Source organism: Streptomyces sp. MK7, from assembly GCF_032658145.1.
GTDB lineage: Bacteria > Actinomycetota > Actinomycetes > Streptomycetales > Streptomycetaceae > Streptomyces > Streptomyces spiralis.
This window is the reverse complement of sequence record NZ_JAVACL010000026.1, coordinates 41,453-67,363: the sequence shown is the minus strand read 5'-3', so window position 1 is coordinate 67,363 and position 25,911 is coordinate 41,453. Positions and strand designations below refer to the sequence as shown.

Genomic DNA, 25,911 nt, shown 5'->3' with positions numbered 1-25,911 from the left:
TGACGGCAATGGCTACGGAAACTCCCCAGCTCAACGCAGCATGTGCCGTCCACGCCCCGGGCAGCGGACGATGACGCGAACAACAGCGGCGCTCCACCCGGAGCGCGCCACCCTAGACAAGGCCGCGGGCGAGAACTTCCCCGTGGCACCGTTCTTCCTGCCCCGTGACTGGCGCCTCGACCTCATGGCCGTCTACGGCTTCGCCCGACTGGTCGACGACATCGGCGACGGCGATCTGGCCCCCGGCGGCGCCGACGCCCGCCTGCTCGGCGTGTCGCCCGAGGAGGCCTCGGACCGGCTGGTCCTGCTCGACGCCTTCGAGACCGATCTGCGCCGGGTCTTCGGCGGCACGCCGCGCCACCCCCTGCTGCGCCGGCTCCAGCCCACCGTCCGTCGCCGCGCGCTGAGCCCCGAGCCGTTCCTCGGCCTGATCGCCGCCAACCGCCAGGACCAGCTCGTCTCCCGCTACGAGACCTACGACGACCTCCTCGCCTACTGCGAACTGTCCGCCAACCCCGTCGGCCGCCTCGTCCTCGCCGTCACCGGAACCTCCACCCCCGAGCGGATCCGCCGGTCCGACGCGATCTGCACCGCCCTGCAGATCGCCGAGCACCTCCAGGACGTCAAGGAGGACCTCGGCCGCGACCGCGTCTACCTGCCCGCCGCGGACATGAAACGCTTTCACGTCCAGGAGGCGGATCTCGCCGCGCCCACGGCGGGCGCATCGGTGCGCGCCCTGGTCGCCTACGAAGCGGAACGCGCCCGTGAACTCCTGAATGAAGGCGCCCCCCTGGTGGGTAGCGTCCACGGCAGGTTGAAGCTGCTGCTCGCAGGGTTCGTGGCGGGGGGAAGGGCGGCGATCGGCGCGATCGCCGCCGCCGAATACGACGTACTTCCCGGCCCGCCCAAGCCCGGCAAGGTCCAGTTGCTGCGCGAGGTGGGCGTGACTCTGCGAGGAGAGGGGTGATCCGGGCCGTGGAGTCGGAACAGCACGCGTCCGCACCGGTACTCGCCGCCTACAGCTACTGCGAGGCCGTGACCGGACAGCAGGCCCGCAACTTCGCCTACGGCATCAGGCTGCTGCCCACGCCCAAGCGCCGCGCGATGTCCGCGCTGTACGCGTTCTCCCGGCGCGTCGACGACATCGGTGACGGCGCGCTGGCGGACGAGGTCAAGGTCGCCCGGCTGCAGGACACACGGGCGCTGCTCGACCGCATCCGCGACGGCGCCGTCGAGGACGACGACACCGACCCCGTCGCGGTCGCCCTCGCCCACGCCTCGCGCGCCTTCCCGATCCCGCTCGGCGGCCTGGACGAACTCATCGACGGCGTCCTGAAGGACGTGCGCGGCGAGACCTACGAGACCTGGGACGACCTGAAGGTCTACTGCCGCTGCGTGGCCGGCGCCATCGGACGGCTCTCGCTCGGCGTCTTCGGCACCGAACCGGGCGCGCGCGGCGCCGAACGCGCCCCCGAGTACGCCGACACGCTCGGCCTGGCGCTGCAACTGACCAACATCCTCAGAGACATCCGCGAGGACGCCGCGGGCGGCCGCACCTACCTGCCGGCCGACGACCTGGCCAAGTTCGGCTGCTCGGCCGGATTCCACGGCCCGACCCCGCCGGAGGGCTCCGACTTCGCCGGCCTGGTCCACTTCGAAGTACGGCGCGCCCGCGCCCTGTTCGCCGAGGGCTACCAGCTGCTGCCCATGCTGGACCGGCGCAGCGGGGCATGCGTGGCCGCCATGGCCGGCATCTACCGCCGCCTGCTCGACCGCATCGAGCGCGATCCGGAGGCCGTGCTGCGCGGCCGGGTCTCCCTGCCCGGACGCGAGAAGGCGTACGTCGCCGTCCGCGGGCTGTCCGGACTGGACACCCGGCACGTGACCCGGCAGACCCTCAGGAGGCGCGCCTGATGGCCGAGCGCATCCGGACCGGCACCCCGGCCGGCGACCCGTGGGCAACCCCGCGGACCCGGACCGCGTCACTGACGGCGACGGCCGGCCGCGGCGCACCCGCGCACCGCGGCGGACGCACAGGGGAGGGCGCGCGATGACCGACGGCACACGACCGGACGCCGGCCTCACCACGGCCTCAGCGCCCTCCGGACGGCATGCGGTGGTGATCGGCGGCGGACTGGCTGGCCTGACCGCCGCTCTCGCGCTCGCCGACGCCGGTGTGCGCGTGACCCTGCTGGAGGGCCGGCCTCGCCTGGGCGGCCTCGCCTTCTCCTTCCGGCGCGGCGACCTCACCGTCGACAACGGCCAGCACGTGTACCTGCGCTGCTGCACCGCCTACCGCTGGTTCCTCGACCGCATCGGCGGTGCCGCGCTCGCCCCGCTGCAGGACCGCCTCGACGTGCCCGTCCTCGACCTGGACCGGCCCGAGGGACGCAGGCTCGGCAGACTGCGGCGCGACGCGCTGCCCGTACCCCTGCACCTGGGGCGCAGCCTCGCCACCTACCCGCACCTGTCCCTGGCCGAGCGCGCCCGCGTCGGGCGTGCCGCGCTCGCCCTGAAGGCCCTCGACCCGGCCGACCCGGCCCTGGACGCCCAGGACTTCGGCAGCTGGCTGACCGCGCACGGCCAGTCGGCGCGTGCCGTCGAGGCACTGTGGGACCTCGTAGGGGTCGCCACCCTCAACGCGGTCGCCTCCGACGCCTCACTGGGGCTGGCCGCGATGGTGTTCAAGACCGGTCTGCTGTCCGACCCGGGAGCGGCCGACATCGGCTGGGCCCGCGTCCCGCTGGGCGAACTGCACGACCGTCTGGCCCGCAAGGCGCTCGACTCCGCGGGCGTTCGTACCGAGGTCCGTTCACGCGTCACCTCCGTCTCCACAAACGAAAACGGCGGCTGGAGCGTTCAGGTTCCCGGCGAGCGGATCGACGCCGACGCGGTCGTCCTCGCCGTACCGCAGCGCGAGGCGTACGACCTGCTGCCGCCGGGCGCCCTGGACGCCCCCGAGCGGCTGCTGGACATCGGCACCGCGCCGATCCTCAACGTCCACGTCGTCTACGACCGCAAGGTGCTCGCCCGGCCCTTCGTCGCCGCCCTCGGCACCCCCGTGCAGTGGGTCTTCGACCGCACCGAGGCCTCCGGGCTGAAGCGCGGTCAGTACCTGGCGCTGTCCCAGTCGGTGGCCCAGGACGAGATCGACGCGCCCGTCGCCGTGCTGCGCGAGCGCTATCTGCCCGAGCTGAGGCGGATGCTGCCCACCGCACGCGACGCCGAGGTGCTCGACTTCTTCGTGACCCGGGAGCGCACGGCGACGTTCGCCCCGTCCCCCGGCGTCGGGCGGCTGCGGCCCGGCGCCCGCACCAAGGCCCCCGGCCTGTACCTGGCCGGAGCGTGGACCGCCACCGGGTGGCCCGCGACCATGGAGAGTGCGGTCCGCAGTGGTGTCGGCGCGGCGGACGCCGCGCTGGGCGCCCTGGGCCGGCCCCGACCGAGCCGTCTCTTCGCGTTCGAGGAGACGGCCTCCCGGCCCTCGCCGGGAGACATCCCCCGGCCTCCCGGCCGACGCCCGGACGTGACCGGAGCGTCCGTGCGAGGGGGGATCCGATGAAGGTCGACCAGCAACCCGCGGCAGGCCCCCGCACCTCCGGCACCGCGACAAGAGGAGAGACTGTGCCCACTGAGTCCCCGGCCCCGACGGCCGCTCGGAGGACCGCGGTGGACGTGACCGCGCTGTTGGAGCGCGGCCGGACCCTGGCCACGCCGGTCCTGCGGGCCGCCGTCGACCGACTGGCCCCTCCCATGGACACCGTTGCCGCCTACCACTTCGGCTGGATCGACGCCGCGGGCAACCCGGCGCACGGGGACGGCGGCAAGGCCGTGCGCCCCGCCCTGGCCGTGCTCTCCGCCGAGGTCACCGGCGCCGCCCCCGAGGCCGGCGTGCCGGGCGCGGTCGCCGTCGAACTCGTCCACAACTTCTCGCTGCTGCACGACGACCTGATGGACGGCGACGAACAGCGCCGCCACCGCGACACCGTCTGGAAGGTGCACGGCCCCGCCCAGGCCATCCTCGTCGGCGACGCCCTGTTCGCGCTGGCCAACGAGGTCCTGCTGGAGCTCGGCACCGTCGAGGCCGGCCGCGCCACCCGCCGGCTGACCAGCGCCACCCGCGCCCTGATCGACGGTCAGGCCCAGGACATCTCCTACGAGCACCGCGACCGGGTCAGCGTCGCCGAGTGCCTGGAGATGGAGGGCAACAAGACCGGCGCCCTGCTCGCCTGCGCCTGTTCCATCGGCGCGGTGCTCGGCGGCGCGGACGACGCCACCGCCGACACGCTGGAGAAGTACGGCTACCACCTCGGCCTGGCCTTCCAGGCCGTCGACGACCTCCTCGGCATCTGGGGCGACCCGGACGCCACCGGCAAGCAGACCTGGAGCGACCTGCGCCAGCGCAAGAAGTCCCTGCCGGTCGTGGCCGCCCTCGCGGCGGGCGGAGAAGCCTCCGAGCGGCTCGGCGAGATCCTCGCCGCCGACGCCAAGAGCAGCGACTTCGAGAACTTCTCCGAGGAGGAGTTCGCGGCCCGCGCCGCCCTCATCGAGGAGGCGGGCGGCCGCGAGTGGACGGCCGAGGAGGCGCGCCGCCAGCACACCATCGCCATCGAAGCCCTCGACGCCGTCGACATGCCCGACCGGGTACGGGCCGCGTTCACGGCGCTCGCCGACTTCGTCGTCGTACGAAAGAGATGATCACTATCGGTCGAAGCACCCTCGCGTAGTCGCCGGCCGGTGCCGGAAGGTATCGGGCACCGGCCGACGGCGGACCCACAGCAGCACGACTTGCACGACTGCACGAAGGGGAAGCCATGACAGCGACGACCGACGGAAGCACCGGGGCGACACTGCCGACCCGCGCTGCCGCGGCCAGCGACACCGCACTCACCACCCCCGAGGCGACCGGGGTACACCAAGCCGCCGCCCACGCCGTCCGGCGCGCCACCGACTTCCTGCTCTCGCAGCAGGACACCGAGGGCTGGTGGAAGGGCGACCTCGAGACCAACGTCACGATGGACGCCGAGGACCTGCTGCTGCGCCAGTTCCTGGGCATCAGGGACGAGGAGACCACCCGCGCCGCCGCCCTCTTCATCCGCGGCGAGCAGCGCGAGGACGGCACCTGGGCCACCTTCTACGGCGGCCCCGGCGAGCTGTCCACCACCATCGAGGCCTACGTCGGCCTCCGCCTGGCCGGCGACGCCCCCGACGCCCCCCACATGGCGAAGGCCTCGGCATGGATCCGCGAGCAGGGCGGCATCGCCGCCTCCCGCGTCTTCACCCGGATCTGGCTCGCCCTGTTCGGCTGGTGGAAGTGGGAGGACCTGCCCGAACTCCCGCCGGAACTCATCTACTTCCCGACCTGGGTGCCGCTCAACATCTACGACTTCGGCTGCTGGGCCCGGCAGACCATCGTGCCGCTCACCATCGTCTCCGCCAAGCGGCCGGTGCGCCCCGCGCCCTTCCCGCTCGACGAGCTGCACACCGATCCCCGCGTGCCCAACCCACCCCGGCCGCTCGCCCCGGCCGCGAGCTGGGACGGCGCCTTCCAGCGCATCGACAAGGCTCTGCACGCCTACCGCAGGGTCGCCCCGAAGCGGCTGCGCCGGGCCGCCATGAACACCGCCGCCCGCTGGATCATCGAACGGCAGGAGAACGACGGCTGCTGGGGCGGCATCCAGCCCCCGGCCGTGTACTCGGTCATCGCGCTGCACCTGCTGGGCTACGACCTCGAGCACCCGGTGATGCGCGCGGGCCTTCAGTCGCTGGACCGTTTCGCCGTGTGGCGCGAGGACGGCGCCCGGATGATCGAGGCCTGCCAGTCGCCGGTGTGGGACACCTGCCTGGCCACCATCGCGCTCGCCGACGCGGGTGTGCCCGCCGACCATCCGCAGTTGGTGAAGGCCGCCGACTGGATGCTCGGCGAGCAGATCGTGCGCCCGGGCGACTGGTCGGTGCGCCGCCCGGGGCTGCCGCCGGGCGGATGGGCGTTCGAGTTCCACAACGACAACTACCCCGACATCGACGACACCGCCGAGGTCGTCCTCGCGCTGCGCCGGGTCAGGCACCACGACCCGGAGCGGCTGGAGAAGGCGATCGGGCGGGGCGTCCGCTGGAACCTCGGGATGCAGTCGAAGAACGGCGCCTGGGGCGCCTTCGACGTCGACAACACCAGTCCCTTCCCCAACCGCCTGCCCTTCTGCGACTTCGGCGAGGTCATCGACCCGCCGTCGGCCGACGTCACCGCGCACGTGGTGGAGATGCTCGCGGTCGAGGGCCTCGGCCACGACCCGCGCACCCGGCGCGGCATCCAGTGGCTGCTGGCCGAACAGGAGCCGGACGGCTCGTGGTTCGGCCGCTGGGGCGTCAACTACGTGTACGGCACCGGGTCCGTCGTCCCCGCCCTGACCGCCGCCGGCCTGCCCGGCTCCCACCCGGCGATCCGCCGCGCGGTGGCCTGGCTGGAGAGCGTGCAGAACGACGACGGCGGCTGGGGCGAGGACCTGCGCTCCTACAAGTACGTCAAGGAGTGGAGCGGCAAGGGCGCCTCCACCGCCTCGCAGACCGCGTGGGCGCTGATGGCCCTGCTCGCGGCGGGGGAGAAGGAGTCCAAGACGGTCGAGCGCGGCATCGAGTGGCTCGCCGCCACCCAGCGGGAGGACGGCTCCTGGGACGAGCCGTACTTCACCGGCACCGGCTTCCCCTGGGACTTCTCCATCAACTACCACCTCTACCGGCAGGTCTTCCCGCTCACCGCGCTCGGCCGGTACGTCCACGGCGAACCCTTCGCCGACCGGCTCCGAGGGGAGAAGCCCCCCGCCGAGGCCAAGGGGAGCTGATGACCACACAGCCCGCCCCGGCCCCGCTGCTGATCGCCTGCGCGCTCGGCATCGAGCACCTCGCCCTGCGCATGAGCGACAGAAGCGGGGCAGGCGGGCCGGTGACCGTCCTGCGCACCGGCATGGGACCCAGGGCGGCGGAACGGTCCGTCACCGGGGTCCTCGGCGACCCGGTGCTGAGCCGGGCCGCCGTGCTGGCCACGGGTTTCTGCGCCGGACTCGCCCCCGGCATGCACCCCGGCGACCTGGTCGTCGCCGAGGAGACCCGGGACCCGCTCGGCACCGTCCCCTGCGTCGGCACCGAACTGCTCGTCAAGGAACTCGCCCGCACCCTGCCCGGCCGCGCCGTCCACACCGGGCCGCTCACCGGCTCCGACCACGTGGTCCGCGGTCACGACGAGCGGTCCGAACTGCGCGCCACCGGCGCGATCGCGGTCGACATGGAGTCCGCGGCCACGCTTCTGAGCGCCGTGCGCACGGGCGCGCGGCCGGTTGCGGCCGTCCGAGTGGTCGTGGACGCTCCGGAACATGAACTCGTCCGTATCGGCACGGTGCGCGGTGGTATATCGGCTTTCCGCGTTCTTCGTTCCGTCCTACCGACTTTCTTTGAATGGCACCGTAATGTGCTGCTCCCCAGGAGGTGAGCCAGATGGCCATGCCGCTGCGCCAGTCCATCAAGGTCGCTACATACCTTGCCGAACAGAAGCTGCGCAAGCGGGACAAGTTTCCGCTGATCGTGGAGCTTGAACCGCTGTTCGCCTGCAATCTGAAGTGCGAGGGCTGCGGCAAGATCCAGCACCCGGCCGGGGTGCTCAAGCAGCGCATGCCGGTCGCCCAGGCCGTGGGAGCGGTCCTGGAGTCGGGTGCGCCGATGGTGTCCATCGCGGGCGGTGAACCGCTGATGCACCCCCAGATCGACGAGATCGTGCGCCAGTTGGTGGCCAAACGGAAGTACGTCTTCCTGTGCACCAACGCCATGCTGCTGCGCAAGAAGATGGACAAGTTCAAGCCCTCCCCCTACTTCGCCTTCGCCGTGCACATCGACGGGCTGCGCGAGCGGCACGACGAGTCGGTGGCCAAGGAAGGCGTGTTCGACGAGGCGGTGGAGGCCATCAAGGAGGCCAAGCGGCGCGGCTTCCGGGTGACCACCAACTCCACCTTCTTCAACACCGACACCCCGCAGACCGTCGTCGAGGTGCTCAACTTCCTCAACGACGACCTCAAGGTGGACGAGATGATGATCTCGCCCGCCTACGCCTACGAGAAGGCGCCCGATCAGGAGCACTTCCTGGGCGTGACACAGACCCGGGAGCTGTTCAAGAAGGCCTTCGCGGGCGGCAACCGCCGCCGCTGGCGGCTCAACCACTCCCCGCTGTTCCTCGACTTCCTCGAGGGCAAGGTCGACTTCCCCTGCACGGCCTGGGCCATCCCGAACTACTCGCTGTTCGGCTGGCAGCGCCCCTGCTATCTGATGAGCGACGGCTACGTCCCGACGTACCGGGAACTCATCGAGGAGACCGACTGGGACAAGTACGGCCGGGGCAAGGACCCGCGCTGCGACAACTGCATGGCGCACTGCGGCTACGAGCCCACCGCGGTGCTGGCCACCATGGGATCCCTGAAGGAGTCCCTGCGCGCCATGCGCGAGACCGTCTCCGGAAACCGGGACTGACGCCATGACCGCCATTCCCTTGGGCGTCCCCGAGGTACCGGCCCGCCCGATCGCCGAGCGCCGCGTGTCGCGGCAGATCCACGTCGGGCCGGTGGCGGTCGGCGGGGACGCTCCGGTGTCGGTGCAGTCGATGACGACGACGCGTACGTCGGATGTCGGTGCCACGTTGCAGCAGATCGCCGAACTGACGGCGTCGGGTTGTCAGATCGTGCGGGTGGCCTGTCCGACGCAGGACGACGCGGACGCGCTGGCGACCATCGCGCGCAAGTCGCAGATCCCGGTGATCGCGGACATCCACTTCCAGCCGAAGTACGTCTTCGCGGCCATCGAGGCGGGCTGTGCGGCGGTGCGGGTCAATCCCGGGAACATCAAGAAGTTCGACGACCAGGTCAGGGAGATCGCCAAGGCGGCCGGGGACCACGGCACGCCGATCCGGATCGGTGTGAACGCCGGGTCGCTGGACAAGCGGCTGATGCAGAAGTACGGCAGGGCGACGCCGGAGGCGCTCGTGGAGAGCGCGCTGTGGGAGGCGTCGCTGTTCGAGGAGCACGACTTCCGGGACATCAAGATCTCCGTGAAGCACAACGACCCGGTCGTGATGATCGAGGCGTACCGGCAGCTGGCCGCCCAGTGCGACTATCCGCTGCACCTGGGGGTAACGGAGGCGGGTCCGGCCTTCCAGGGCACCGTCAAGTCGGCCGTCGCCTTCGGCGCGCTGCTCTCCCAGGGCATCGGCGACACCATCCGGGTGTCGCTGAGTGCTCCGCCGGCCGAGGAGGTCAAGGTCGGCATCCAGATCCTGGAGTCTCTGGGGCTGCGTCAGCGCCGTCTGGAGATCGTGTCGTGTCCGTCGTGCGGGCGGGCGCAGGTCGACGTCTACAAGCTGGCCGAGGAGGTCACCGCCGGGCTGACCGGCATGGAGGTGCCGCTGCGGGTGGCCGTCATGGGCTGTGTCGTCAACGGCCCCGGCGAGGCCCGTGAGGCCGACCTCGGGGTCGCCTCCGGCAACGGCAAGGGGCAGATCTTCGTCAAGGGCGAGGTCATCAAGACCGTCCCGGAGTCCAAGATCGTGGAGACCCTGATCGAGGAGGCGATGAAGATCGCCGAGGAGATGGAGCGGAACGGAGTCGCGCCAGGCGCCCCCACCGTCACGGGGACACCGACAGTGACAGCGAGTTGATACACGGCACGGACCGAGAGGGGGCCCAGCGTGACCATTCTGGAGAGCATCCGGGGACCACGCGACCTGAAGGCGCTGTCCGAGGCGGAAATCGGGGAACTGTCCGACGAGATACGTGACTTTCTGGTGCACGCGGTCGCCAGGACCGGCGGTCACCTCGGGCCCAACCTGGGGGTGGTGGAACTCACCATCGCACTGCACCGGGTCTTCGAGTCGCCGGAGGACCGGATCCTGTGGGACACCGGTCACCAGAGTTATGTGCACAAATTGCTGACGGGGCGTCAGGACTTCTCCAAACTGCGCGGAAAGGGGGGCCTGTCCGGCTATCCCTCGCGCGAGGAGTCCGAGCACGACATCATCGAGAACAGCCACGCCTCCACCGCGCTGGGCTGGGCCGACGGGCTCGCCAAGGCGCGTCAGGTGCAGGGGGAGAAGGGCCATGTCGTCGCCGTGACCGGGGACGGCGCGCTGACCGGCGGAATGGCCTGGGAGGCGCTCAACAACATCGCGGCCGCCCGGGACCGGCCCCTGATCATCGTCGTCAACGACAACGAGCGGTCGTACGCGCCGACCATCGGCGGCCTCGCCAACCACCTGGCCACACTGCGCACCACCGACGGCTACGAGAAGGTCCTGGCCTGGGGGAAGGACATCCTGCAACGCACCCCCGTCGTCGGCAACACGATCTACGAGTCGCTGCACGGCGCCAAGAAGGGCTTCAAGGACGCCTTCGCCCCGCAGGGCATGTTCGAGGACCTGGGTCTGAAGTACGTCGGCCCGATCGACGGACACGACGTGCGGGCCGTCGAGTCGGCGCTGCGCCGCGCGAAACGCTTCCACGGGCCGGTCCTCGTGCACTGCCTCACCGAGAAGGGGCGCGGCTACGAACCCGCCCTGGCCGATGAGGAGGACCACTTCCACACCGTGGGAGTGATGGATCCGCTCACCTGCGAGCCACTCGTCCCGTCCAGCGGCCCGTCCTGGACCTCCGTGTTCGGCGACGAGATCGTGAGGATCGGCGAGGAACGCGACGACGTGGTGGCGATCACCGCCGCCATGCTGCACCCGGTGGGCCTGGGCAAGTTCGCCGAGCGCTTCCCGGACCGGGTCTGGGACGTCGGCATCGCCGAGCAGCACGCCGCCGTCTCCGCGGCGGGCCTCGCCACCGGAGGCCTGCACCCGGTCGTCGCCGTCTACGCCACCTTCCTCAACCGCGCCTTCGACCAGCTGCTCATGGACGTGGCGCTGCACCGCTGCGGGGTCACCTTCGTCCTGGACCGGGCCGGCGTGACCGGTGTGGACGGGCCCTCCCACAACGGCATGTGGGACATGTCCGTGCTCCAGGTCGTGCCGGGCCTGAGGATCGCCGCGCCGCGCGACGCCGACCAGCTGCGCGCCCAGCTGCGCGAGGCCGTGGCCGTGGACGACGCGCCGACGCTGGTGCGCTTCCCGAAGGAGACGGCCGGCCCCGACATTCCGGCCGTGGACCGCGTGGGCGGCATGGACGTCCTCCACCGCGCGGAGCGGCCCGAGGTGCTGCTGGTGGCCGTCGGTGTGATGGCACCGGTGTGCCTCCAGGCCGCCGAGCTGCTTCAGGCACGCGGCGTCGGCTGCACGGTCGTCGACCCGCGCTGGGTCAAGCCGGTGGACCCGGCGCTGCCGGGGCTGGCCGCCGAGCACCGGCTGGTGGCCGTCGTGGAGGACAACAGCCGGGCGGCGGGGGTCGGCTCCGCGGTCGCCCTGGCGCTGGGCGACGCCGAAGTGGACGTGCCGGTGCGACGGTTCGGCATCCCCGAGCAGTTCCTGGCGCACGCCAAACGCGGGGAGGTGCTGGCCGACATCGGTCTCACGCCCGTCGAGATCGCCGGACGGATCAGCGCGAGCCTGGCCGTCAGGGACGCGGCCGACGTCAAGCAGGCCGGTACGGTCCCGGCGCGGCAGGCCGGTACGGCCCCGACGAAGCAGGCCGGTACGGTCCCGGCCCAGCAGACCGCCCCGGCCGTCACGGCAGTCAAGGAGAAAACTGAATGACCACGGAGTTCGACCTCGGCGCCCTGCTGGCCGAGCGCGGCGCCGAGCGCTACGAGCTGCACGCCAAGCACCTCAACCACCAACTGCCGCGCATGCTGCACACCATCGGCTTCGACAAGGTCTACGAGCGGGCCGAGGGCGCCCACTTCTTCGACGCCGACGGCAACGACTACCTGGACATGCTCGCCGGGTTCGGGGTGATGGGCCTGGGCCGGCACCACCCCGTCGTCCGCAAGGCGCTGCACGACGTCCTGGACGCCTCCCTCGCCGACCTGACCCGCTTCGACTGCCAGCCGCTGCCCGGGCTGCTGGCGGAGCGGCTGCTGACCCACAGCCCGCACCTGGACCGGGTGTTCTTCGGCAACAGCGGCACGGAGGCGGTGGAGACCGCACTGAAGTTCGCCCGCCGCGCCACGGGCAGGCCACGGATCCTGTACTGCGAGCACTCCTTCCACGGCCTGACCACCGGCTCCCTGTCGGTCAACGGCGAGGAGGGCTTCCGGGAGGGCTTCGCCCCGCTGCTGCCCGACACCGCCGTTCCGCTCGGCGACCTCGACGCGCTCGCCCGTGAGCTGAGGAAGGGCGACGTGGCCGCCCTGATCGTCGAGCCGATCCAGGGCAAGGGCGTGCACGAGACCCCGCCCGGCTACCTGCGCGCCGCCCAGGAACTGCTGCACAAGCACAAGGCGCTGCTCATCGCCGACGAGGTGCAGACCGGCCTCGGCCGCACCGGCGACTTCTACGCCTACCAGCACGAGGACGGCGTCGAACCGGACCTGGTGTGCGTGGCCAAGGCGCTCTCCGGCGGATATGTGCCGGTCAGCGCGACCCTCGGCAAGGACTGGATCTTCAAGAAGGTCTACTCCTCGATCGACCGGGTGCTGATCCACTCGGCCAGCTTCGGGTCCAACGCCCAGGCCATGGCGGCGGGGCTCGCGGTGCTGTCGGTCATGGAGAACGAGCAGATCGTGGCCAACGCGCGGGCCACCGGCGAACTGCTGAAGTCCCGGCTGGCGGCGCTGGTCGACCGCTACGAGCTGCTCGCCGACGTCCGCGGCCGGGGTCTGATGATCGGCATCGAGTTCGGCCGGCCGAGGTCGCTGAAGCTGCGCGGCCGGTGGACGATGCTCCAGGCGGCCCGCAAGGGCCTGTTCGCACAGATGGTGGTCGTGCCGCTGCTGCAGCGGCACCGGATCCTCACCCAGGTCTCCGGGGACCACCTGGAGGTGATCAAACTGATCCCGCCGCTGGTCATCGGGGAGGCGGAGGTCGACCGGTTCATGGACGCCTTCACCGCCGTGATGGACGACGCGCACGGCGGCGGACTGATGTGGGACTTCGGAAAGACGCTGGTCAAGCAGGCGGTCGCCAACCGGTAGCTCCCCGTCGCGGGGCTTCGGGACTTCGGGCCTTCGAGGTTCCAGGGTCGGCTTGGCTTCGGGGGGCTTTTTGCCTGATAGACAATAAATTTGCCCGACGGGCAAAGCTCGGGCTGAATGGACGTATGAGCTCCCCCGAGTCCGAAGCCTCTGCGGGGCCGGCCGCGAGCCTGCCCGCCGTGGCACCCCAGCTGCGTGCGCTGCGCCGCCGCGCCTCCCTCACTCTGGAGGCCGCGGCCCGCGCCGCCGGGTTGTCGCCCGCCCATCTCTCCCGTCTGGAGACCGGGCAGCGCCAGCCCTCGCTGCCGATGCTGCTCGCCCTGGCCCGTATCTACGGTACGACGGTCTCCGAACTGCTCGGCGAGACCGCGGCCGACCGGGATGCGATCGTGCGTGCCACGGACATGGAACCCACCCGGGCCGGCGGCTGGACGTACTGGCAGGCCGGCTCACCGGGGCGCGGCATGCAGGCGCTGCGGGTCCGCGTACCCCACGGCGCCCAGGGCGACATCGTGCGCGTACATCCGGGCGAGGAGTGGCTGTACGTGCTGCGGGGCCGGCTGCGGCTGCGCCTCGGCGACACCGCGCACCTGCTGGTGCCCGGCGACAGCGCGCACTTCGACTCGCTCACCCCGCACCGCATCGCCGCCGAGGACCCGGACGGGCTCGAGCTCCTCTTCGTCCACACCCTGCTGCAGAGTCCCACGGCCGCACTGTGCCTGGGCCCCCACACCGGAGACACACCATGAGCGACATAGAGGACAAGTTCCCGCGGGGCCTGTGGGTCCGGCTCATCATCTACATCGCCGTGGGCCACCTGCTCGCGGCCTTCATCTGGCTGCTGTTCGAGATCGGCGCCAAGTAGCCGCCGGACGGCAGGACGCGCCGGCTCAGCGATGACTCAGTCCAGCAGCCGCGCCCGCAGCCGCTCCCGGGTCTCCGGGGCGAGCCGCAGCCCCCGCTCCAGGTAGGCCTCGACGCCGCCCCAGGTCTCCTCCACGGTCTCCATGGCCGCCGTCAGGTACTCGGCGCGGGCGTCGAAGAGGGGGCTGAGCAGCTCCATGACCTCGGGGGAGTAGGCCGAGGCCGAGGTGCCGCTGCGGTGCACCTTGTAGCGGCGGTGCTTGGCGTTGGACTCCAGGTAGTCCGCCACGATCGCCTCGCGCTCCACGCCCAGGGCGAGCAGGGTCACGGCGATCGACAGACCGGCGCGGTCCTTGCCGGCGGCGCAGTGCATCAGGGCCGGCACGCTGTCCTCGGCGAGGGCGTGCAGCACCCGGGAGTGCTCGCCGGTGCGCTCCTTGATGATCGTGCGGTACGAGGCGACCATCCGGGCCGCGCCCTTGCCGTCCGCGAGGATCCCCCGCAGCTGGTCGAGGTCGCCGTCGCGGACCATCTTCCAGAACTCGGCACCGTCCGCCGGATCGCTCAGGGGCAGGTTCACATTGCGCACACCGGGCAGCGCGACGTCCGGCCCCTCGAGCTTCTTGTCGGCCGCGTTGCGGAAGTCGAAGATCGTGTGCAGGCCCAGGGAGGTGAGGAAGGCCGCGTCCTTCTCGGTCGCGTGCGCCAGGTGGCCGCTGCGGAACAGCACCCCGTGCCGCACCCAGCGTCCGTCCACGGTCGGCAGCCCGCCCACATCACGGAAGTTGCGCACACCGGCCAGCTCTGGCTCGGTCGACGGGACCTGCTGCGTCACGGGGACTCCTCCCTCTCGGCCCCGCCGCCACGGTTCGTCGGCGGGCACGGCTTCGACGATACGACATGGGTTTCTGGGGCAACGAGGTGTCCCATGGTGACCCCATCAGGTATTCCCGGCCGGGCGGCGAATGTGGAGTGGCTTATCTCACCGCCCGTCAACCCTTGCCTACGGTCGCGTAGGTCACATTCCACGGGGAATGATGGGCCGACGTGGCAGACGATTCGAAGAGTGACAGCAGATCAGTGATCGGGTCGTACGTGGCGGTGGGGGACAGCTTCACCGAGGGCGTCGGCGACCCCGGCCCCGACGGGGCGTTCGTCGGCTGGGCCGACCGGTTCGCCGTCCTGCTCGCCGACCGGCGGCCCGAGGGCGACTTCCAGTACACCAACCTCGCCGTGCGCGGAAAGCTGCTCGACCAGATCGTGGCGGACCAGGTCCCGCGGGCCGTCGAACTCGCCCCCGACCTGGTCTCGTTCTGCGCCGGCGGCAACGACATCATCCGTCCCGGCACCGACCCGGACGACGTGGCCGAGCGCTTCGAGAAGGCCCTCGCCCGGCTCGCCTCGGTCGCCGGCACCGTCATGGTCACCACCGGCTTCGACACCCGTGGCGTGCCCGTGCTCAAGCATCTGCGCGGCAAGATCGCCACCTACAACGGCCATGTACGGGCCGTCGCCGACCGCTACGGCTGCCCCGTGCTCGACCTGTGGTCCCTGCGGGCCGTGCAGGACCGCCGCGCCTGGGACGACGACCGGCTGCACCTCTCGCCCGAGGGACACACGCGCGTGGCCCTGCGCGCCGGCCAGCTCCTCGGCCTGGACGTCCCCGCCGACCCCGAGCAGCCCTGGCCGCCGCTGCCGCCCCGCGGCACCCTGGAGATCCGCCGCGACGACGTGCACTGGGCGCGGGAGTACCTCGTCCCGTGGATCGGCCGCCGCCTGCGCGGACAGTCCTCGGGCGACCATGTGACGGCCAAGGGCGCACTGTCCCCGGACGACATCAGAACGCGGATCGCGCCGGTGGCCTGACGGACACGGCCGCAGGCGGAGGTGGCGGGGCGGGCCAGGGCACCCGGGACCCCGCCCCGCCACGCAGGACCGCGCCTGCCGTGCCGTCACCGCGTGCCGGCCCCGGTCAACGCCTGCCGCTCCAGCCCGAGTTCACGGGCGAGTGCCTCGTCCACCCACTCCTGGGCCCTGGCCCGGGAGACAGTGCCGCCGTAGGACGTGAGTTGTACGGCGAGCCCGTCGAGGAGGGCCGTCAGACGCAGGGCCGTGGCGTCCGGGTCCGGGCACCGGAACTCGCCGGCCGCCACCCCGTCCGCGACGACGTCGGCGATGGCCGCCTTCCACTGCCGGTCGAGATGGCGTGCGACGTCCCGCAGGGCGGGCTCGCGCAGCGCGGCCGCCCAGCCCTCGATCCACAGCCGCCATCCCTTGGCCGTGCCGGTGGGCGCGTACCAGCGCACGGCGGCCCGCAGCCGGCGCAGCGCCGTCGTACGCCGGCCGAGCAGCTCGCGCAGCCGGGCGAGGTCGTCCTCGGCCGCGTGCGCGAACGCGGCGGCGACCAGCTTCTCCTTCGTGGAGAAGTGGTACAGGACCAGCGCGTTGCTCACCCCCAGCACCGAGGCCACGTCGGAGATCCGTACCGCCGCCACGCCACGTGCCTCGATCTGCCCGATGGCGGCCCGCAGCAGCTCCTCACGCCGCTCGGCCACGCTCAACCGCACTCTCGCCACGCGGTCACCCTAATGGCTCCTGCCCCAGAGGCAATGCGAGCACGAAACGGGACGGGACGAGAGCGAGGAAAGCAAGAAAACGGACGGGACGCGAGCGTGGAAACGGACCGCACCCGGCCGCCCGCGACGATCCGGGGCACGCGCCGGCCGGGCTGTCGGAGGGCCCGTCCATAATGGAAGGCCTCACCGACTCCACCGGGAGGTACCGTGGCCGGCATCCGTTCCCTGAGCTCCGGGCTGCGTGCGCTGCGGCCCCCGGCCTTCGGCGCGGACCCCGACGGAGAGCGCATGGCGCGCATCCGCCGGTCCCCCCACTTCAAGGACGGCGTCTTCCAGAACCCCGGGGGCGCCGCGCGGATCCGGCCCTCCGGCTCGATGCTGGACTTCGCCAAGCTCTACTTCGACAAGGAGGAGCGCCCGCACCGCTCCCCGCGGGGCACGGTGCCGGTGCACCCGACCACCTTCGCCGACCTGGCCCGGCCCGCGGCGACGGGTCTGCGCCTGACCTGGCTCGGGCACTCCAGCGTGCTCGCGGAGATCGACGGACACCGGGTGCTCTTCGACCCGGTGTGGGGTGAGCGCTGCTCCCCGTTCCCCTTCGCCGGCCCCCGCCGGCTGCACCCGGTACCCCTGCCGCTGGCGGCCCTCGGCCCGGTCGACGTGGTCGTCGTCTCGCACGACCACTACGACCACCTGGACATGCCCACCATCAAGGAACTGGCCGGCACGGACACCGTCTTCGCCGTGCCGCTCGGTGTCGGCGCCCATCTCGAACACTGGGGCGTGTCCGCGGACCGACTGCGCGAGCTGGACTGGCACGAGTCGACCAAGGTCGGCGGCCTCACCCTGACCGCGACCCCGGCCCGCCACTTCTGCGGCCGCGGCCTGCGCAACACACAGCACACACTGTGGGCGTCCTGGGTCGTCGCGGGCGAGGAGCACCGCATCTACCACAGCGGCGACACCGGCTACTTCGACGGCTTCCAGCACATCGGCGCCGACCACGGCCCCTTCGACGCCACGATGATCCAGCTGGGCGCGTACTCCGACTTCTGGCCCAAGAACCACACGGATTCTACGCCGCTGCCCGGAGCGTGGCCGGACATCCACATGAACCCCTCGCAGGGGGTCCAGAGCCATCTTGACCTGCAGCAGGGCCGACCGGGCGGTGTCATGCTGCCGATTCACTGGGGCACGTTCAATCTCTCGTTGCACCCGTGGGCGGAGCCGGTGGAGTGGGCGCTGGCCGCGGCTGGTGCGGTCGGGCAGGCGGTCGCCCTGCCGGTCCCAGGCCAGCCCTTCGAGCCTGCTGGAGATCTGCCCACGCGTCCTTGGTGGCGGGATGTGTCTCCGGCGCTGAGTCGCAAATGGCCTATTCCGGAGATTGCTTCGGTGGCGTCTCGTGACGACCTCGACCTTGTGGGCGAGGGCTGACCGGGGATGAACCGAAGTGGGTCGCTGATGTCCCGGCCTCGATGAACGAGTCGGAGCGGCAGCAGGCCCTTCGAACGATCGACGGATCGCCTCGGATGGAGGAGCAGGAGGTGCCGCAGCTGCGCGTACCCCTGCCAACCGCGGTGTGCGTGACAAGGCTGAAGATCACGACGCGCATCGTTCCGAGCGCGTAGAACCCACAGGGTTCCGGACTTGCGAGCAGAGGGCCTGTTGCGCAGTGAGACGGCATGCACCGCTGGCACAGGGACATCCGGTGCACAGGGCCTTGAGAACGGGGCCTGCGCTGCTGGTACGGGCCTGGGTCCGAGAGCGGGGCGGGGCATGGACGTGCCATCCCGGGGGCGGCTCCGCGCTGAGGTCTGGGAGGCCAGTCGCTCAGCCCACCCCGGTTCGCGGAAGGCGTGAGCGGTTGTGCGGGGGCGGCTTACCGGTCGTGCAGCACCTTCGGGCGGGTGACGGGGACGACGGTGAGCAGGTCGTCCAAGCCCTTGAAGTCGTCCGGGTTGGTGGTGAACAGGGGCAGGTCTTCCGCGACGGCGATGGAGGCGATCATCAGGTCGGCGATGCGGCGCCGGGGCGTGCGGCCGACACTGATGACGGCGGCGCAGACGCGGCCGTAGATGCGTGCGGCTTCCGCGTCGAAGGGGATGGGGTCGAACTCGTTCTCGGCGCGCTGGAGGATGTCCGTGCGGCGGGCGCGTTCGGCGTGTTCGTCGTAGTCGTCCTGCTCGGCGTTGCTGCGCACCTGGTGGGGGCCGGCGGAGAGTTCCGCGAGGGTGATGGCGGTGATGGCCACCTCGGCGGGCAGCTCCTGCGGATTGATCCACTTGCGCAGGATCATGATGTTGGTGTCGAGAAGGCCCTGCTGATACGCGGTGGGCCGGTGCTCATCGGGCATAGGGGTCGTCCGGCTCCTGCTCGGCGGTGGCATCCTGGTCTGCGCGCAAGGCGTCCAGGGAGACGCCGGGGGCGGTGCGGGACATGGCGGCGAACTCCCCGCGCGGGACGAAGCGGCGGCGACGGCGCAGGGGGATCAGCTCACCGATGCGGTGCCCGTCGCGGGTGACGGTGAAGGCCTGGCCGTCTTGGACGGCGTCCATGATCTCTTTGGATTTGGTGCGCAGGTCGCGTTGGGTGATCTCGGGCTGGGCGGTCATGGCTCCACGGTAGCCCTCATGTGCTATCGGGTGCCACTTTGTAGCACCGCGGTGTTACTGGGGGAGGTCGCCGGATCTCGCACCCAGCACTCGGCGGGAGGGGTTGAATACCGGTGTGGCACGGCACGTGGTGGGATTCGGCGAGGGGGATCTGCGGGCCCTGGCCGGGGCCCGGTCCTTCGATCGAGGGCTCGGGTATCTGGACGCGGTGAGTGGCCTGGAGGTGGGCGACGGCTCGCTCACCGCCACGGTGCACGGCACCGACGTCTACGAGGTGGAGCTCACCCTCGGCGAGGGCATCGGAGTCTCCGGGTGGTGCGACTGCCCGTACGGGCAGGAGGGCAACTTCTGCAAGCACTGCGTGGCGGTGGGGCCGACCGTGCTGCGGCAGCCGGAAACGATCCCGCGTCAGCGGGCCGCCGCCCGGGCCCGGGCCTTCCGCCTGGAGGCGTGGCTCACGGAGCTGTCCCGTGACGAACTACTCGCACTGGTGCGAGAACAGATCGGGGAGGACCGGGAGTTGCGTAGGCGTCTGGAGCTGCGGGCAGCGGCCGCGCACTCGGACATGGGCGTGGTCCGGGACCGGATCCTGGCGCTGATCGACCCGCGGCCCTTCGCCCGGTACGGATACGTCGAGTGCACGGACGCCACCGGGTACGCCCGGCACGTCGCTGACGCGGCCGACGCGCTGCGTGCCCTGGCCTGTGGGGGGCCGGCGGCGCAGGCGGTCGGTCTGGCGGAAGAGGCGATCCGGGCGCTCGGGCGGGCGTATGAGCAGGTCGATGACTCCGACGGTGTGGTCGGGCAGGCCGTCGCCGCGGTGTCCGGGGTCCATCTGGAAGCGTGCTCGGTCGCGCGCCCCGACCCGGAGCGGCTGGCCGAGTGGCTGGCCGGCCAGGTGCTCGGCGACCGGAACGACGCGGTGGGCCTCGATCCGCTCGACTACGCCGGCGTCCTGGGGCCGGCCGGACTGGCCCGATTGCGGCAGCTGGCGGCCGAGGCGCGACGGCGCAGGCCGGACGGCTGGGCGGAGCGGTACCTGATGGAGCGCCTGGCCAAGGCGGAAGGTGATGTGGACGCGCTGGTCGCCCTGTACGCGAACGACCTCGTGTCGTCCGGCGCCACGCATCTGCGCATCGCCGAGGAACTGGAGGCGGCGGGCCGCGCGGACGAGGCGCTGGCGTGGGCGGAGCGCGGGCTGCGGGACACCGCCGCCGAGGCCCACGTCGACGGCCGCCTGGCCGACTACGTGTGCGCCCGCTACACGCAGGCGGCCCGGATGGCTGAGGCGGTCGCGGTCCGCCAGGACCGCTTCCGAGCGGAGCGCTCGCTCGTTGCCTACCAGCAGCTGCGCGCCGCAGCCCGGGCCGCAGGCTGCTGGGAGAGCAAGCGGGAGGCGGCGCTGGCCGTCCTGCGCGAGGACGCCCGCCGCGACCGCGGCGGTTGGCACCGCGGTCCCGTGCTGCTGGACGCGCTGCTGGATGACGGCGATCTGGATGCCGCCTGGCGGGAGGCGGCCGGCCGTGCCGACGACCGGCAATGGCAGTGGCTCGCCGACCTCTCGCGCGAGAGGCGCCCGGCCGACGCACACGCGGTGTACTTGCGGTTGATCGAACCGCTGAAGGGGCCGACCGGGGACCGGGTGTACGAACGTATGGCGCAGCTGCTGCGGGGCGCCCGTGACTGTCACCAGGCGCTGGGCACCGAGGCCGAGTTCACTGTCCACCTCGCTGACTTGCGGGCGGAGTTGAAGCGGAGGCGCAAGCTGATGACCATCCTTGACCGGCACGGGCTGTGAACCCTGCCCCGCCGAGCGCTGCTTCTCACCGAGCCGGACGCACCGGGTTACGGCCTGCCCGGTCCCCGGGGTGCCGTACTCGTCGTCGTCCAGCGCTATCCGAGAATCCGTGCTACGGCGAGGTGGGCTGCTGTGGGGAGCGGAGCACGAGCAGGGTGATCTCGCTGGGGGCGAAGACGCGGAACGGCGGGCCCCAGAAGCCGGTGCCGCGGCTGGTGTAGAGGAGGGTGCGGGTGCCGTGGTGGCTGAGGCCGGCGAGGGCGGGCTGGTCGATGCGGACCAGGTGGTGGAAGGGCCAGATCTGGCCGCCGTGGGTGTGGCCGGAGAGCTGGAGGTCGATGCCCGCCGCCGCTGCCCGGTCGACGAACTTGGGCTGGTGTGCCAGGAGCAGGACGGGCAGGTCGGGGTCGGCGCCGGCCAAGGCGCCGGCGAGGTGGGCGCCGTGACCGGCCAGGCCGGAGGACTCGGCGGTGACGTCGTCCACGCCGGCGACGACGAGGGTGTCGCCTCCGCGCTCGAGCAGCAGATGGCGGTTGCGGAGCGGCTCCCAGCCCAGCTCGTCCATCAGGTCGACCCAGCCCTGGGCCTCGCTGTAGTACTCGTGGTTGCCGGTGACGTACACACGGGCCCGAGTGGCCCGCACGGTACCGAGCGGGACGGCCTGGGCGCGGCGGCGTTCGGCCGTTCCGTCCGCGATGTCGCCGGTGTGGCAGACCAGGTCGGCTTCCAGGGTGTTCACCGTCTCGCACACCCGCGTCGACCAGCGGGCGCGGTCGAGGGGGCCGTAGTGGGTGTCGGTGATGAGGACGACGCGGAGGCCGTCCAACCCGGCACCCAGCCGCGGGAGTTGCACGTCGAGTCGGCGCACGCGTGGCAGACGGCGGGCCTCGGTGTACCCCCAGGTGAGGAGTACGGCGGTTGTGCCGAGGACGGCCCAAGTGACGATTCGGGCCCGGTCCTGACTCTCGCCGACGCCGGCCACGGTCAGGGCGAGCCGCAAGAGGACGCCGAGCAGAACGGACCAGGTGAACAGGACCCAACTGGTACCCAGCAGGGTGTCGCCGACGATCGCCGCCCGGTCCTGCTGGCGCCGACCGTGGCCGCGCACCATGGCGAGCGGCATAGCGATCAGGCCGAGGGCGAACAGGGCGGAGCCGGTCAGCGTGAGGGGCAGCGGCCAGTGCTGGCCGGCGTACAGCAGCACCCAGCAGGGCACGGCCCACAGCAGGAGCGGGGCGATCAGAGGGATGTAGCGCATCAGGCGCTGCAGCCCGCTCTGCCGCGTCTCTCCCGCTTCGCTGTCGACGGGTCGGGTTTTACTGGTGTCGGTCACGCTTCCCCTCCCTGGTCAAGCTGCCGTCGCGCGCACTGTATCCGGTCGCCCTGGGGCCGGCCGGCCACGGACGGAGGTGCGTTCACGGGCGCGGCCTCATGGGACGCACAGTCGTCTGGGGGTGGCTGGACTGCGCTGCGGACACCTACAGCGGATGATGCTGAGGGAGCAGGGGAGTGGTGTCGGAGGTCGGGGCACGACCAGCCCTCCGTCGTGGACCGCTCCGCTGCCCTCGGGCACGAGGAGGTCCTTACGGCACGCGGGCGACGCCGACGTAGAAGCCGCTCAGCTCCTGGGCGGGAGCCGGTGAATCCTTGTACCACCTGGTCGCTGTGACCAGCCCGGGAGCCACCAGTTCCAGGCCCTCGAAGAACGGTTCGATCTCGGCCCGCGTACGCATGCGCAGCGGGATCTCGCCCTTGCGGTAAGTCGTGGTCACCGACTTGACGAGGTGCGGGTGCTCATCGGTGGTGCCGTGGGAGAACATGAAGTAACTGCCCGAGGGCAGCGCGTCGAGAAGCGTCCGCGTGAGAACGTAGGGGTTTTCGTCGTCGGTGATGAAGTGCATCAGTGCGATCATCGACAGCGCGATGGGCCGGGTGAAGTCCAGGAAGGTACGGGCGTGGTCGAGGATGGTCCCCGGCTGCCGTACGTCGGCCTCGATGTAGTCGGTGCTTCCCTCGGGGCTGCTGACGAGCAGAGCCTCCGCGTGCCGCAGCACGATGGGGTCGTTGTCGGCGTAGGCGATCCGTGCCGACGGTGCTATGCCCTGCACGATCTGATGCAGGTTCGGCTCGGTCGGGATGCCCGTACCGATATCGAGGAACTGGTCGATGCCGTTGCCGGCCAGCCAGGCCGCCGCGCGGTGCATGAACGCCCTGTTGCGCATGGCGTTGAGACGCGCTTCGGGTGGCAGCTTCGCCGCCACCTCCTCATCGACCGGGTAGTTGTCCTTGCCGCCCAGCAGCCAGTCGTAGACGCGTGCCGGGTGCGGCCTGCTCGTGTCGATACGACTTTCGGAGGAGGGGCCTGCCGTCATGCATGACTCCAGCGTGCACTAGATCGCTGACCGACTCACCGAGGTCGCTTCGTCCGCCGTGGGTGAGGTGGTCGAGGGCTTTGCCATTGTGCCATTGGCCTGCCCCTCGCGCAGAGTTGTCGATCGACGTCCGGCACGCTCAAGTGCCCGCGGTCGCCAACTGTATTGCCCGGAACGTTGTCCACACGGCTGGAAGGGCGCTGCCGGGCTCCCTGTGAGCGTCGAGCTGCCGAGGTTTCCGCGACCGCCCATGGGTGTCGGTGCAGCGCCAGCCGGTGCCGATGGCCGGCAAGCTGATGCAGAGATCAATTTCGAATACGTCGCACGACCGCCGCCCTGGTGTAGCGGACCCGCGATCCGCCCGGACCGGGCCCTCGTGCGCAGTGGCTCCCGTGTGCGCCGCCCTACGGGCACGGCAGGCGCACACCCTCAGGGCTCGGCGACGGTACCTTCCCCCCGGGGGGCGTCGCCGAGCATCTGGCCAGGCGTCCCGGCCGACAGCGGAAACCGATCGGTTTATATTTCTCCCCAATCGGGTTAACCTCACACTATGAGCACCGAAGTGAAGGCAAGTCCCCGAGAGCGGCTTCTGGAGGCAGCGGCCACGCTCACCTACCGGGACGGCGTCGGCATCGGCATCGAGGCGCTGTGCAAGGCGGCGGGGGTTTCGAAGCGCTCGATGTACCAGCTGTTCGAGAGCAAGGGCGAACTGCTGGCGGCGAGCCTGGAGGAGCGGGCTTCCGCCTTCGTGGCGACACTCCTGCCCGCCGCGGACGACGGCCGTTCACCCCGTGAGCGGATCCTGCATGTCTTCGAGCAGGTGGAACTGCAGGCGGGTGCGCCCGAGTTCCGGGGCTGCCCGTACCTGGCCGCGCAGATCGAACTCAAGGACCAGAGCCATCCCGCGAGCCAGGTGGCCCACCGGGTCAAGGGAAACCTGACGGCCTTCTTCCGGGCCGAGGCCGAACAGGGCGATGCGAGCGATCCCGATCTACTGGCCCGGCAGCTCAGCCTGGTCTTCGACGGCGCCAGCGCCCGCGCGGGGATCGGAGCCGACAACCTCACCGGGCTCATCGCCCCCACGGTGGTCACCCTGCTCGACGCGGCAGGCGTGCACTGACGCGCCGCCTTTTCCATCAGGCCCGAGGGCCGATGCGCCCTCGGGCCTGACTACCACCTCCGGCACCCGGAGCGCGTCCGACGGTCTTACCGCCCTGTCTCCCGGCGGCCGGAGGGAAGCCCGATGGCCGTATGGGCGCTGATCGGCATGTCGTGCGCGAGAGAGGCCGTGGCCTCGCCGGCATCCGCGCCCAGCGGCAGGCGCACGGTTTCCCAGAGCCTCATCCAGCCGGCCCGGGCGACCTCGCCATCCGGCCATCGCCCTGCGCCGCGACGGCTGCGGCGAGGGCGTATCCCCGCATCTGCATCAACAGCGTTTCCGGGTGCGCCGAGAACAGTCGCGCACAGGCGCTTGCCATGGCGTGGAGGGCCTGTTCGCTGCCCTCCGTCCCTTCGGACGCCCGCTCGAAGGCCGGCCGGGCGTCTTCCTTGCTCCGCGCCAAGCCGGGGACGAAGATCGCCTGCTTGTCCGGAAAGAGCCGTGTCCTGTGTCTGTCATGCTCATGCCGCCCCTCTGCCCAATGCCGGCCTGACGGTAACTCCTGGGCTTGCGCGCGGTAAACCGATCGGTTTACGGTAGGTGAAACCGATCGGTTTCCCAGTTTGTGGAGGTAGTCATGACAGCGATCGAAGGCGCCACCGTCCTTGTCACCGGAGGCGGCCGGGGCATCGGCAAGATGCTGGTCGAGGAGCTCTACGGGCGCGGTGCCGGCAAGGTCTACGCCACGGCCCGCGACCCGCGCACGGTGACGCACCCCGGTGCCGTTCCGCTGGCGCTGGAGGTCACCGACCCGGCATCCGTGACGGCCGCCGCCGAGCAGGCCCAGGACGTCACCATCCTGATCAACAACGCCGGTGCCTCGGTCCGCGCCTCCTACCTCGACTCCCCGATGGAGGACGTGCGCCGGGACCTGGAGACCAACTTCTACGGGCCGCTGCTGGTCACCCGGGCCTTCGTGCCGGTCATCGAACGCAACGGCGGGGGCCACATCCTCAACGTCCACTCCGCCCTGTCCTGGCTGGCCGACGGCACGCCCTACAGCGCCTCCAAGGCCGCCCTGTGGTCGCAGACCAACTCCCTGCGCCTGGAGTTGCAGCCGCGCGGCGTCGCGGTGACCGGGCTCCACGTGGCCTACGTGGACACCGACATGACGTCGGGCATCGACGCTCCCAAGGCCGACCCCCGCGACGTGGCCGTGGCCGCCCTCGACGGCATCGAGGCGGGAGCCCACGAGGTGCTGGCCGACGACACCACCCGCTGGGTCAAGTCGCAGCTGTCCGCCGACCTGCACGCCATGTACGCGCAGTTGAACAAGCGGTGAAGCCGCCGGAAGCCGCGGAGGGAACCGAACAATTCCGATCGCGTGATGGCGCTGTCGGCCCCCGCCGTCACCGCGGTCCCCGGTGCTGAGTGAGCCCGCGTGGTACGGACCGGCCTCCACCCCTCTGTGAGGGTGTCCCACGCTTTC

At 71.3% G+C, this 25,911-nt stretch carries 23 protein-coding genes and 1 pseudogene; 18 read left to right on the top strand and 6 right to left on the bottom strand.

The features are described from left to right. The first annotated feature begins 70 nt into the window (after window positions 1-70). The 13 genes and pseudogenes from hpnC to R2S09_RS25570 all read left to right on the top strand — a co-directional run bounded on the left by hpnC (window position 71) and on the right by R2S09_RS25570 (window position 13,966). A complete protein-coding gene (gene hpnC / locus R2S09_RS25625) occupies window positions 71-967 on the top strand; it encodes a squalene synthase HpnC (RefSeq protein WP_306192188.1) in 897 nt (298 codons plus the stop codon). Next, entirely contained in the window at window positions 964-1,914 is a 951-nt protein-coding gene (gene hpnD, locus R2S09_RS25620; RefSeq protein ID WP_306192189.1) for a presqualene diphosphate synthase HpnD, read from the top strand. Before hpnC ends, hpnD begins: the two co-directional genes overlap by 4 nt. Next, window positions 1,914-2,054, top strand: coding sequence for a DUF6380 family protein (locus R2S09_RS40640; RefSeq protein ID WP_399144640.1), 141 nt, complete (start codon window positions 1,914-1,916; stop codon window positions 2,052-2,054). The genes hpnD and R2S09_RS40640 overlap by 1 nt, the downstream gene beginning before the upstream one ends. Then, window positions 2,048-3,562: pseudogene (hpnE, locus tag R2S09_RS25615) on the top strand (hydroxysqualene dehydroxylase HpnE); the annotation flags it as partial. The gene R2S09_RS40640 and the pseudogene hpnE, both read left to right, overlap by 7 nt. Next, entirely contained in the window at window positions 3,559-4,698 is a 1,140-nt protein-coding gene (locus R2S09_RS25610) for a polyprenyl synthetase family protein (protein WP_306192191.1), read from the top strand. The pseudogene hpnE and the gene R2S09_RS25610, both read left to right, overlap by 4 nt. A 116-nt stretch (window positions 4,699-4,814) precedes the next feature. Beyond that, complete coding sequence (shc, locus tag R2S09_RS25605) at window positions 4,815-6,839, top strand: squalene--hopene cyclase (protein ID WP_316743490.1); 2,025 nt, start codon at window positions 4,815-4,817, stop codon at window positions 6,837-6,839. Next, window positions 6,839-7,483, top strand: coding sequence for a 1-hydroxy-2-methyl-2-butenyl 4-diphosphate reductase (locus R2S09_RS25600; RefSeq protein WP_306192193.1), 645 nt, complete (start codon window positions 6,839-6,841; stop codon window positions 7,481-7,483). The genes shc and R2S09_RS25600 overlap by 1 nt, the downstream gene beginning before the upstream one ends. Before the next feature lie 5 nt (window positions 7,484-7,488). Beyond that, window positions 7,489-8,511 carry an adenosyl-hopene transferase HpnH gene (gene hpnH / locus R2S09_RS25595; protein WP_306192196.1) on the top strand — a complete coding sequence of 341 codons (1,023 nt, stop codon included), beginning with the start codon at window positions 7,489-7,491 and terminating at the stop codon, window positions 8,509-8,511. Window positions 8,512-8,515: 4 nt separating this feature from the next. Further along, window positions 8,516-9,691 (top strand): flavodoxin-dependent (E)-4-hydroxy-3-methylbut-2-enyl-diphosphate synthase, encoded by a 1,176-nt coding sequence (gene ispG, locus R2S09_RS25590; protein WP_316743489.1) that lies wholly within the window; start codon window positions 8,516-8,518, stop codon window positions 9,689-9,691. Window positions 9,692-9,721: 30 nt separating this feature from the next. After that, entirely contained in the window at window positions 9,722-11,722 is a 2,001-nt protein-coding gene (dxs, locus tag R2S09_RS25585) for a 1-deoxy-D-xylulose-5-phosphate synthase (RefSeq protein WP_306191833.1), read from the top strand. Next, the gene (locus R2S09_RS25580; protein WP_316743488.1) at window positions 11,719-13,101 is read left to right on the top strand and encodes an aspartate aminotransferase family protein; all 1,383 of its coding nucleotides are present in this window, start codon (window positions 11,719-11,721) and stop codon (window positions 13,099-13,101) included. The genes dxs and R2S09_RS25580 overlap by 4 nt, the downstream gene beginning before the upstream one ends. A 125-nt stretch (window positions 13,102-13,226) precedes the next feature. Next, window positions 13,227-13,850: a helix-turn-helix domain-containing protein gene (locus tag R2S09_RS25575; protein ID WP_306191831.1), complete on the top strand. Its 624-nt coding sequence runs from the start codon at window positions 13,227-13,229 to the stop codon at window positions 13,848-13,850. Beyond that, window positions 13,847-13,966 carry a DUF6126 family protein gene (locus R2S09_RS25570; RefSeq protein ID WP_306191830.1) on the top strand — a complete coding sequence of 40 codons (120 nt, stop codon included), beginning with the start codon at window positions 13,847-13,849 and terminating at the stop codon, window positions 13,964-13,966. The genes R2S09_RS25575 and R2S09_RS25570 overlap by 4 nt, the downstream gene beginning before the upstream one ends. A 36-nt stretch (window positions 13,967-14,002) precedes the next feature. Here the strand turns inward: R2S09_RS25570 and R2S09_RS25565 are convergent, their stop codons facing one another. After that, complete coding sequence (locus tag R2S09_RS25565) at window positions 14,003-14,800, bottom strand: tyrosine-protein phosphatase (protein ID WP_316743487.1); 798 nt, start codon at window positions 14,798-14,800, stop codon at window positions 14,003-14,005. Window positions 14,801-15,045: 245 nt separating this feature from the next. Between R2S09_RS25565 and R2S09_RS25560 the strand changes: the two genes are divergently transcribed. Then, entirely contained in the window at window positions 15,046-15,831 is a 786-nt protein-coding gene (locus R2S09_RS25560) for an SGNH/GDSL hydrolase family protein (protein ID WP_306191835.1), read from the top strand. Window positions 15,832-15,917: 86 nt separating this feature from the next. Here the strand turns inward: R2S09_RS25560 and R2S09_RS25555 are convergent, their stop codons facing one another. Beyond that, the gene (locus R2S09_RS25555) at window positions 15,918-16,541 is read right to left on the bottom strand and encodes a TetR family transcriptional regulator C-terminal domain-containing protein (protein ID WP_316743486.1); all 624 of its coding nucleotides are present in this window, start codon (window positions 16,539-16,541) and stop codon (window positions 15,918-15,920) included. A 207-nt stretch (window positions 16,542-16,748) separates the two neighbouring features. On the opposite strand from R2S09_RS25555, the gene R2S09_RS25550 reads away from it, so the two are divergent. Next, window positions 16,749-17,975, top strand: a complete 1,227-nt coding sequence (locus R2S09_RS25550) for an MBL fold metallo-hydrolase (protein ID WP_316743485.1) — start codon at window positions 16,749-16,751, stop codon at window positions 17,973-17,975. A gap of 445 nt (window positions 17,976-18,420) precedes the next feature. Here R2S09_RS25550 and R2S09_RS25545 read toward each other — a convergent pair whose 3' ends face one another. Together R2S09_RS25545 and R2S09_RS25540 are read right to left on the bottom strand one after the other, a co-directional pair. Then, window positions 18,421-18,894, bottom strand: coding sequence for a type II toxin-antitoxin system VapC family toxin (locus R2S09_RS25545; protein ID WP_316743483.1), 474 nt, complete (start codon window positions 18,892-18,894; stop codon window positions 18,421-18,423). After that, window positions 18,884-19,153 (bottom strand): type II toxin-antitoxin system Phd/YefM family antitoxin, encoded by a 270-nt coding sequence (locus R2S09_RS25540; RefSeq protein ID WP_306191825.1) that lies wholly within the window; start codon window positions 19,151-19,153, stop codon window positions 18,884-18,886. Before R2S09_RS25540 ends, R2S09_RS25545 begins: the two co-directional genes overlap by 11 nt. A 115-nt stretch (window positions 19,154-19,268) precedes the next feature. Between R2S09_RS25540 and R2S09_RS25535 the strand changes: the two genes are divergently transcribed. Beyond that, the gene (locus tag R2S09_RS25535; RefSeq protein WP_316743481.1) at window positions 19,269-20,951 is read left to right on the top strand and encodes an SWIM zinc finger family protein; all 1,683 of its coding nucleotides are present in this window, start codon (window positions 19,269-19,271) and stop codon (window positions 20,949-20,951) included. Window positions 20,952-21,063: 112 nt separating this feature from the next. Here R2S09_RS25535 and R2S09_RS25530 read toward each other — a convergent pair whose 3' ends face one another. Beyond that, a complete protein-coding gene (locus R2S09_RS25530) occupies window positions 21,064-22,284 on the bottom strand; it encodes a metallophosphoesterase (RefSeq protein ID WP_316743479.1) in 1,221 nt (406 codons plus the stop codon). Window positions 22,285-22,534: 250 nt separating this feature from the next. Continuing rightward, window positions 22,535-23,323 (bottom strand): SAM-dependent methyltransferase, encoded by a 789-nt coding sequence (locus R2S09_RS25525; protein ID WP_316743478.1) that lies wholly within the window; start codon window positions 23,321-23,323, stop codon window positions 22,535-22,537. A 550-nt stretch (window positions 23,324-23,873) separates the two neighbouring features. Here R2S09_RS25525 and R2S09_RS25520 point away from each other — a divergent pair. Next, on the top strand, window positions 23,874-24,443 hold the full coding sequence (locus R2S09_RS25520) for a TetR/AcrR family transcriptional regulator (protein ID WP_316743477.1): 570 nt from the start codon (window positions 23,874-23,876) through the stop codon (window positions 24,441-24,443). A 616-nt stretch (window positions 24,444-25,059) separates the two neighbouring features. After that, window positions 25,060-25,764 (top strand): SDR family oxidoreductase, encoded by a 705-nt coding sequence (locus tag R2S09_RS25515; RefSeq protein ID WP_316743476.1) that lies wholly within the window; start codon window positions 25,060-25,062, stop codon window positions 25,762-25,764. Window positions 25,765-25,911: the final 147 nt, after the last annotated feature.

What these genes read in the sequence shown, in the direction of transcription:
- R2S09_RS40640 (WP_399144640.1), top strand. Translation starts at nt 1,914, where the DNA reads ATGGCCGAGCGCATCCGGACCGGCACCCCGGCCGGCGACCCGTGGGCA.
- R2S09_RS25525 (WP_316743478.1), bottom strand. Translation starts at nt 23,323, where the DNA reads ATGACGGCAGGCCCCTCCTCCGAAAGTCGTATCGACACGAGCAGGCCG.
- hpnH (WP_306192196.1), top strand. Translation starts at nt 7,489, where the DNA reads ATGGCCATGCCGCTGCGCCAGTCCATCAAGGTCGCTACATACCTTGCC.
- R2S09_RS25575 (WP_306191831.1), top strand. Translation starts at nt 13,227, where the DNA reads ATGAGCTCCCCCGAGTCCGAAGCCTCTGCGGGGCCGGCCGCGAGCCTG.
- shc (WP_316743490.1), top strand. Translation starts at nt 4,815, where the DNA reads ATGACAGCGACGACCGACGGAAGCACCGGGGCGACACTGCCGACCCGC.
- R2S09_RS25540 (WP_306191825.1), bottom strand. Translation starts at nt 19,153, where the DNA reads ATGACCGCCCAGCCCGAGATCACCCAACGCGACCTGCGCACCAAATCC.
- R2S09_RS25515 (WP_316743476.1), top strand. Translation starts at nt 25,060, where the DNA reads ATGACAGCGATCGAAGGCGCCACCGTCCTTGTCACCGGAGGCGGCCGG.
- ispG (WP_316743489.1), top strand. Translation starts at nt 8,516, where the DNA reads ATGACCGCCATTCCCTTGGGCGTCCCCGAGGTACCGGCCCGCCCGATC.
- R2S09_RS25570 (WP_306191830.1), top strand. Translation starts at nt 13,847, where the DNA reads ATGAGCGACATAGAGGACAAGTTCCCGCGGGGCCTGTGGGTCCGGCTC.
- R2S09_RS25520 (WP_316743477.1), top strand. Translation starts at nt 23,874, where the DNA reads ATGAGCACCGAAGTGAAGGCAAGTCCCCGAGAGCGGCTTCTGGAGGCA.
- R2S09_RS25545 (WP_316743483.1), bottom strand. Translation starts at nt 18,894, where the DNA reads ATGCCCGATGAGCACCGGCCCACCGCGTATCAGCAGGGCCTTCTCGAC.
- R2S09_RS25580 (WP_316743488.1), top strand. Translation starts at nt 11,719, where the DNA reads ATGACCACGGAGTTCGACCTCGGCGCCCTGCTGGCCGAGCGCGGCGCC.
- R2S09_RS25610 (WP_306192191.1), top strand. Translation starts at nt 3,559, where the DNA reads ATGAAGGTCGACCAGCAACCCGCGGCAGGCCCCCGCACCTCCGGCACC.
- R2S09_RS25600 (WP_306192193.1), top strand. Translation starts at nt 6,839, where the DNA reads ATGACCACACAGCCCGCCCCGGCCCCGCTGCTGATCGCCTGCGCGCTC.
- hpnC (WP_306192188.1), top strand. Translation starts at nt 71, where the DNA reads ATGACGCGAACAACAGCGGCGCTCCACCCGGAGCGCGCCACCCTAGAC.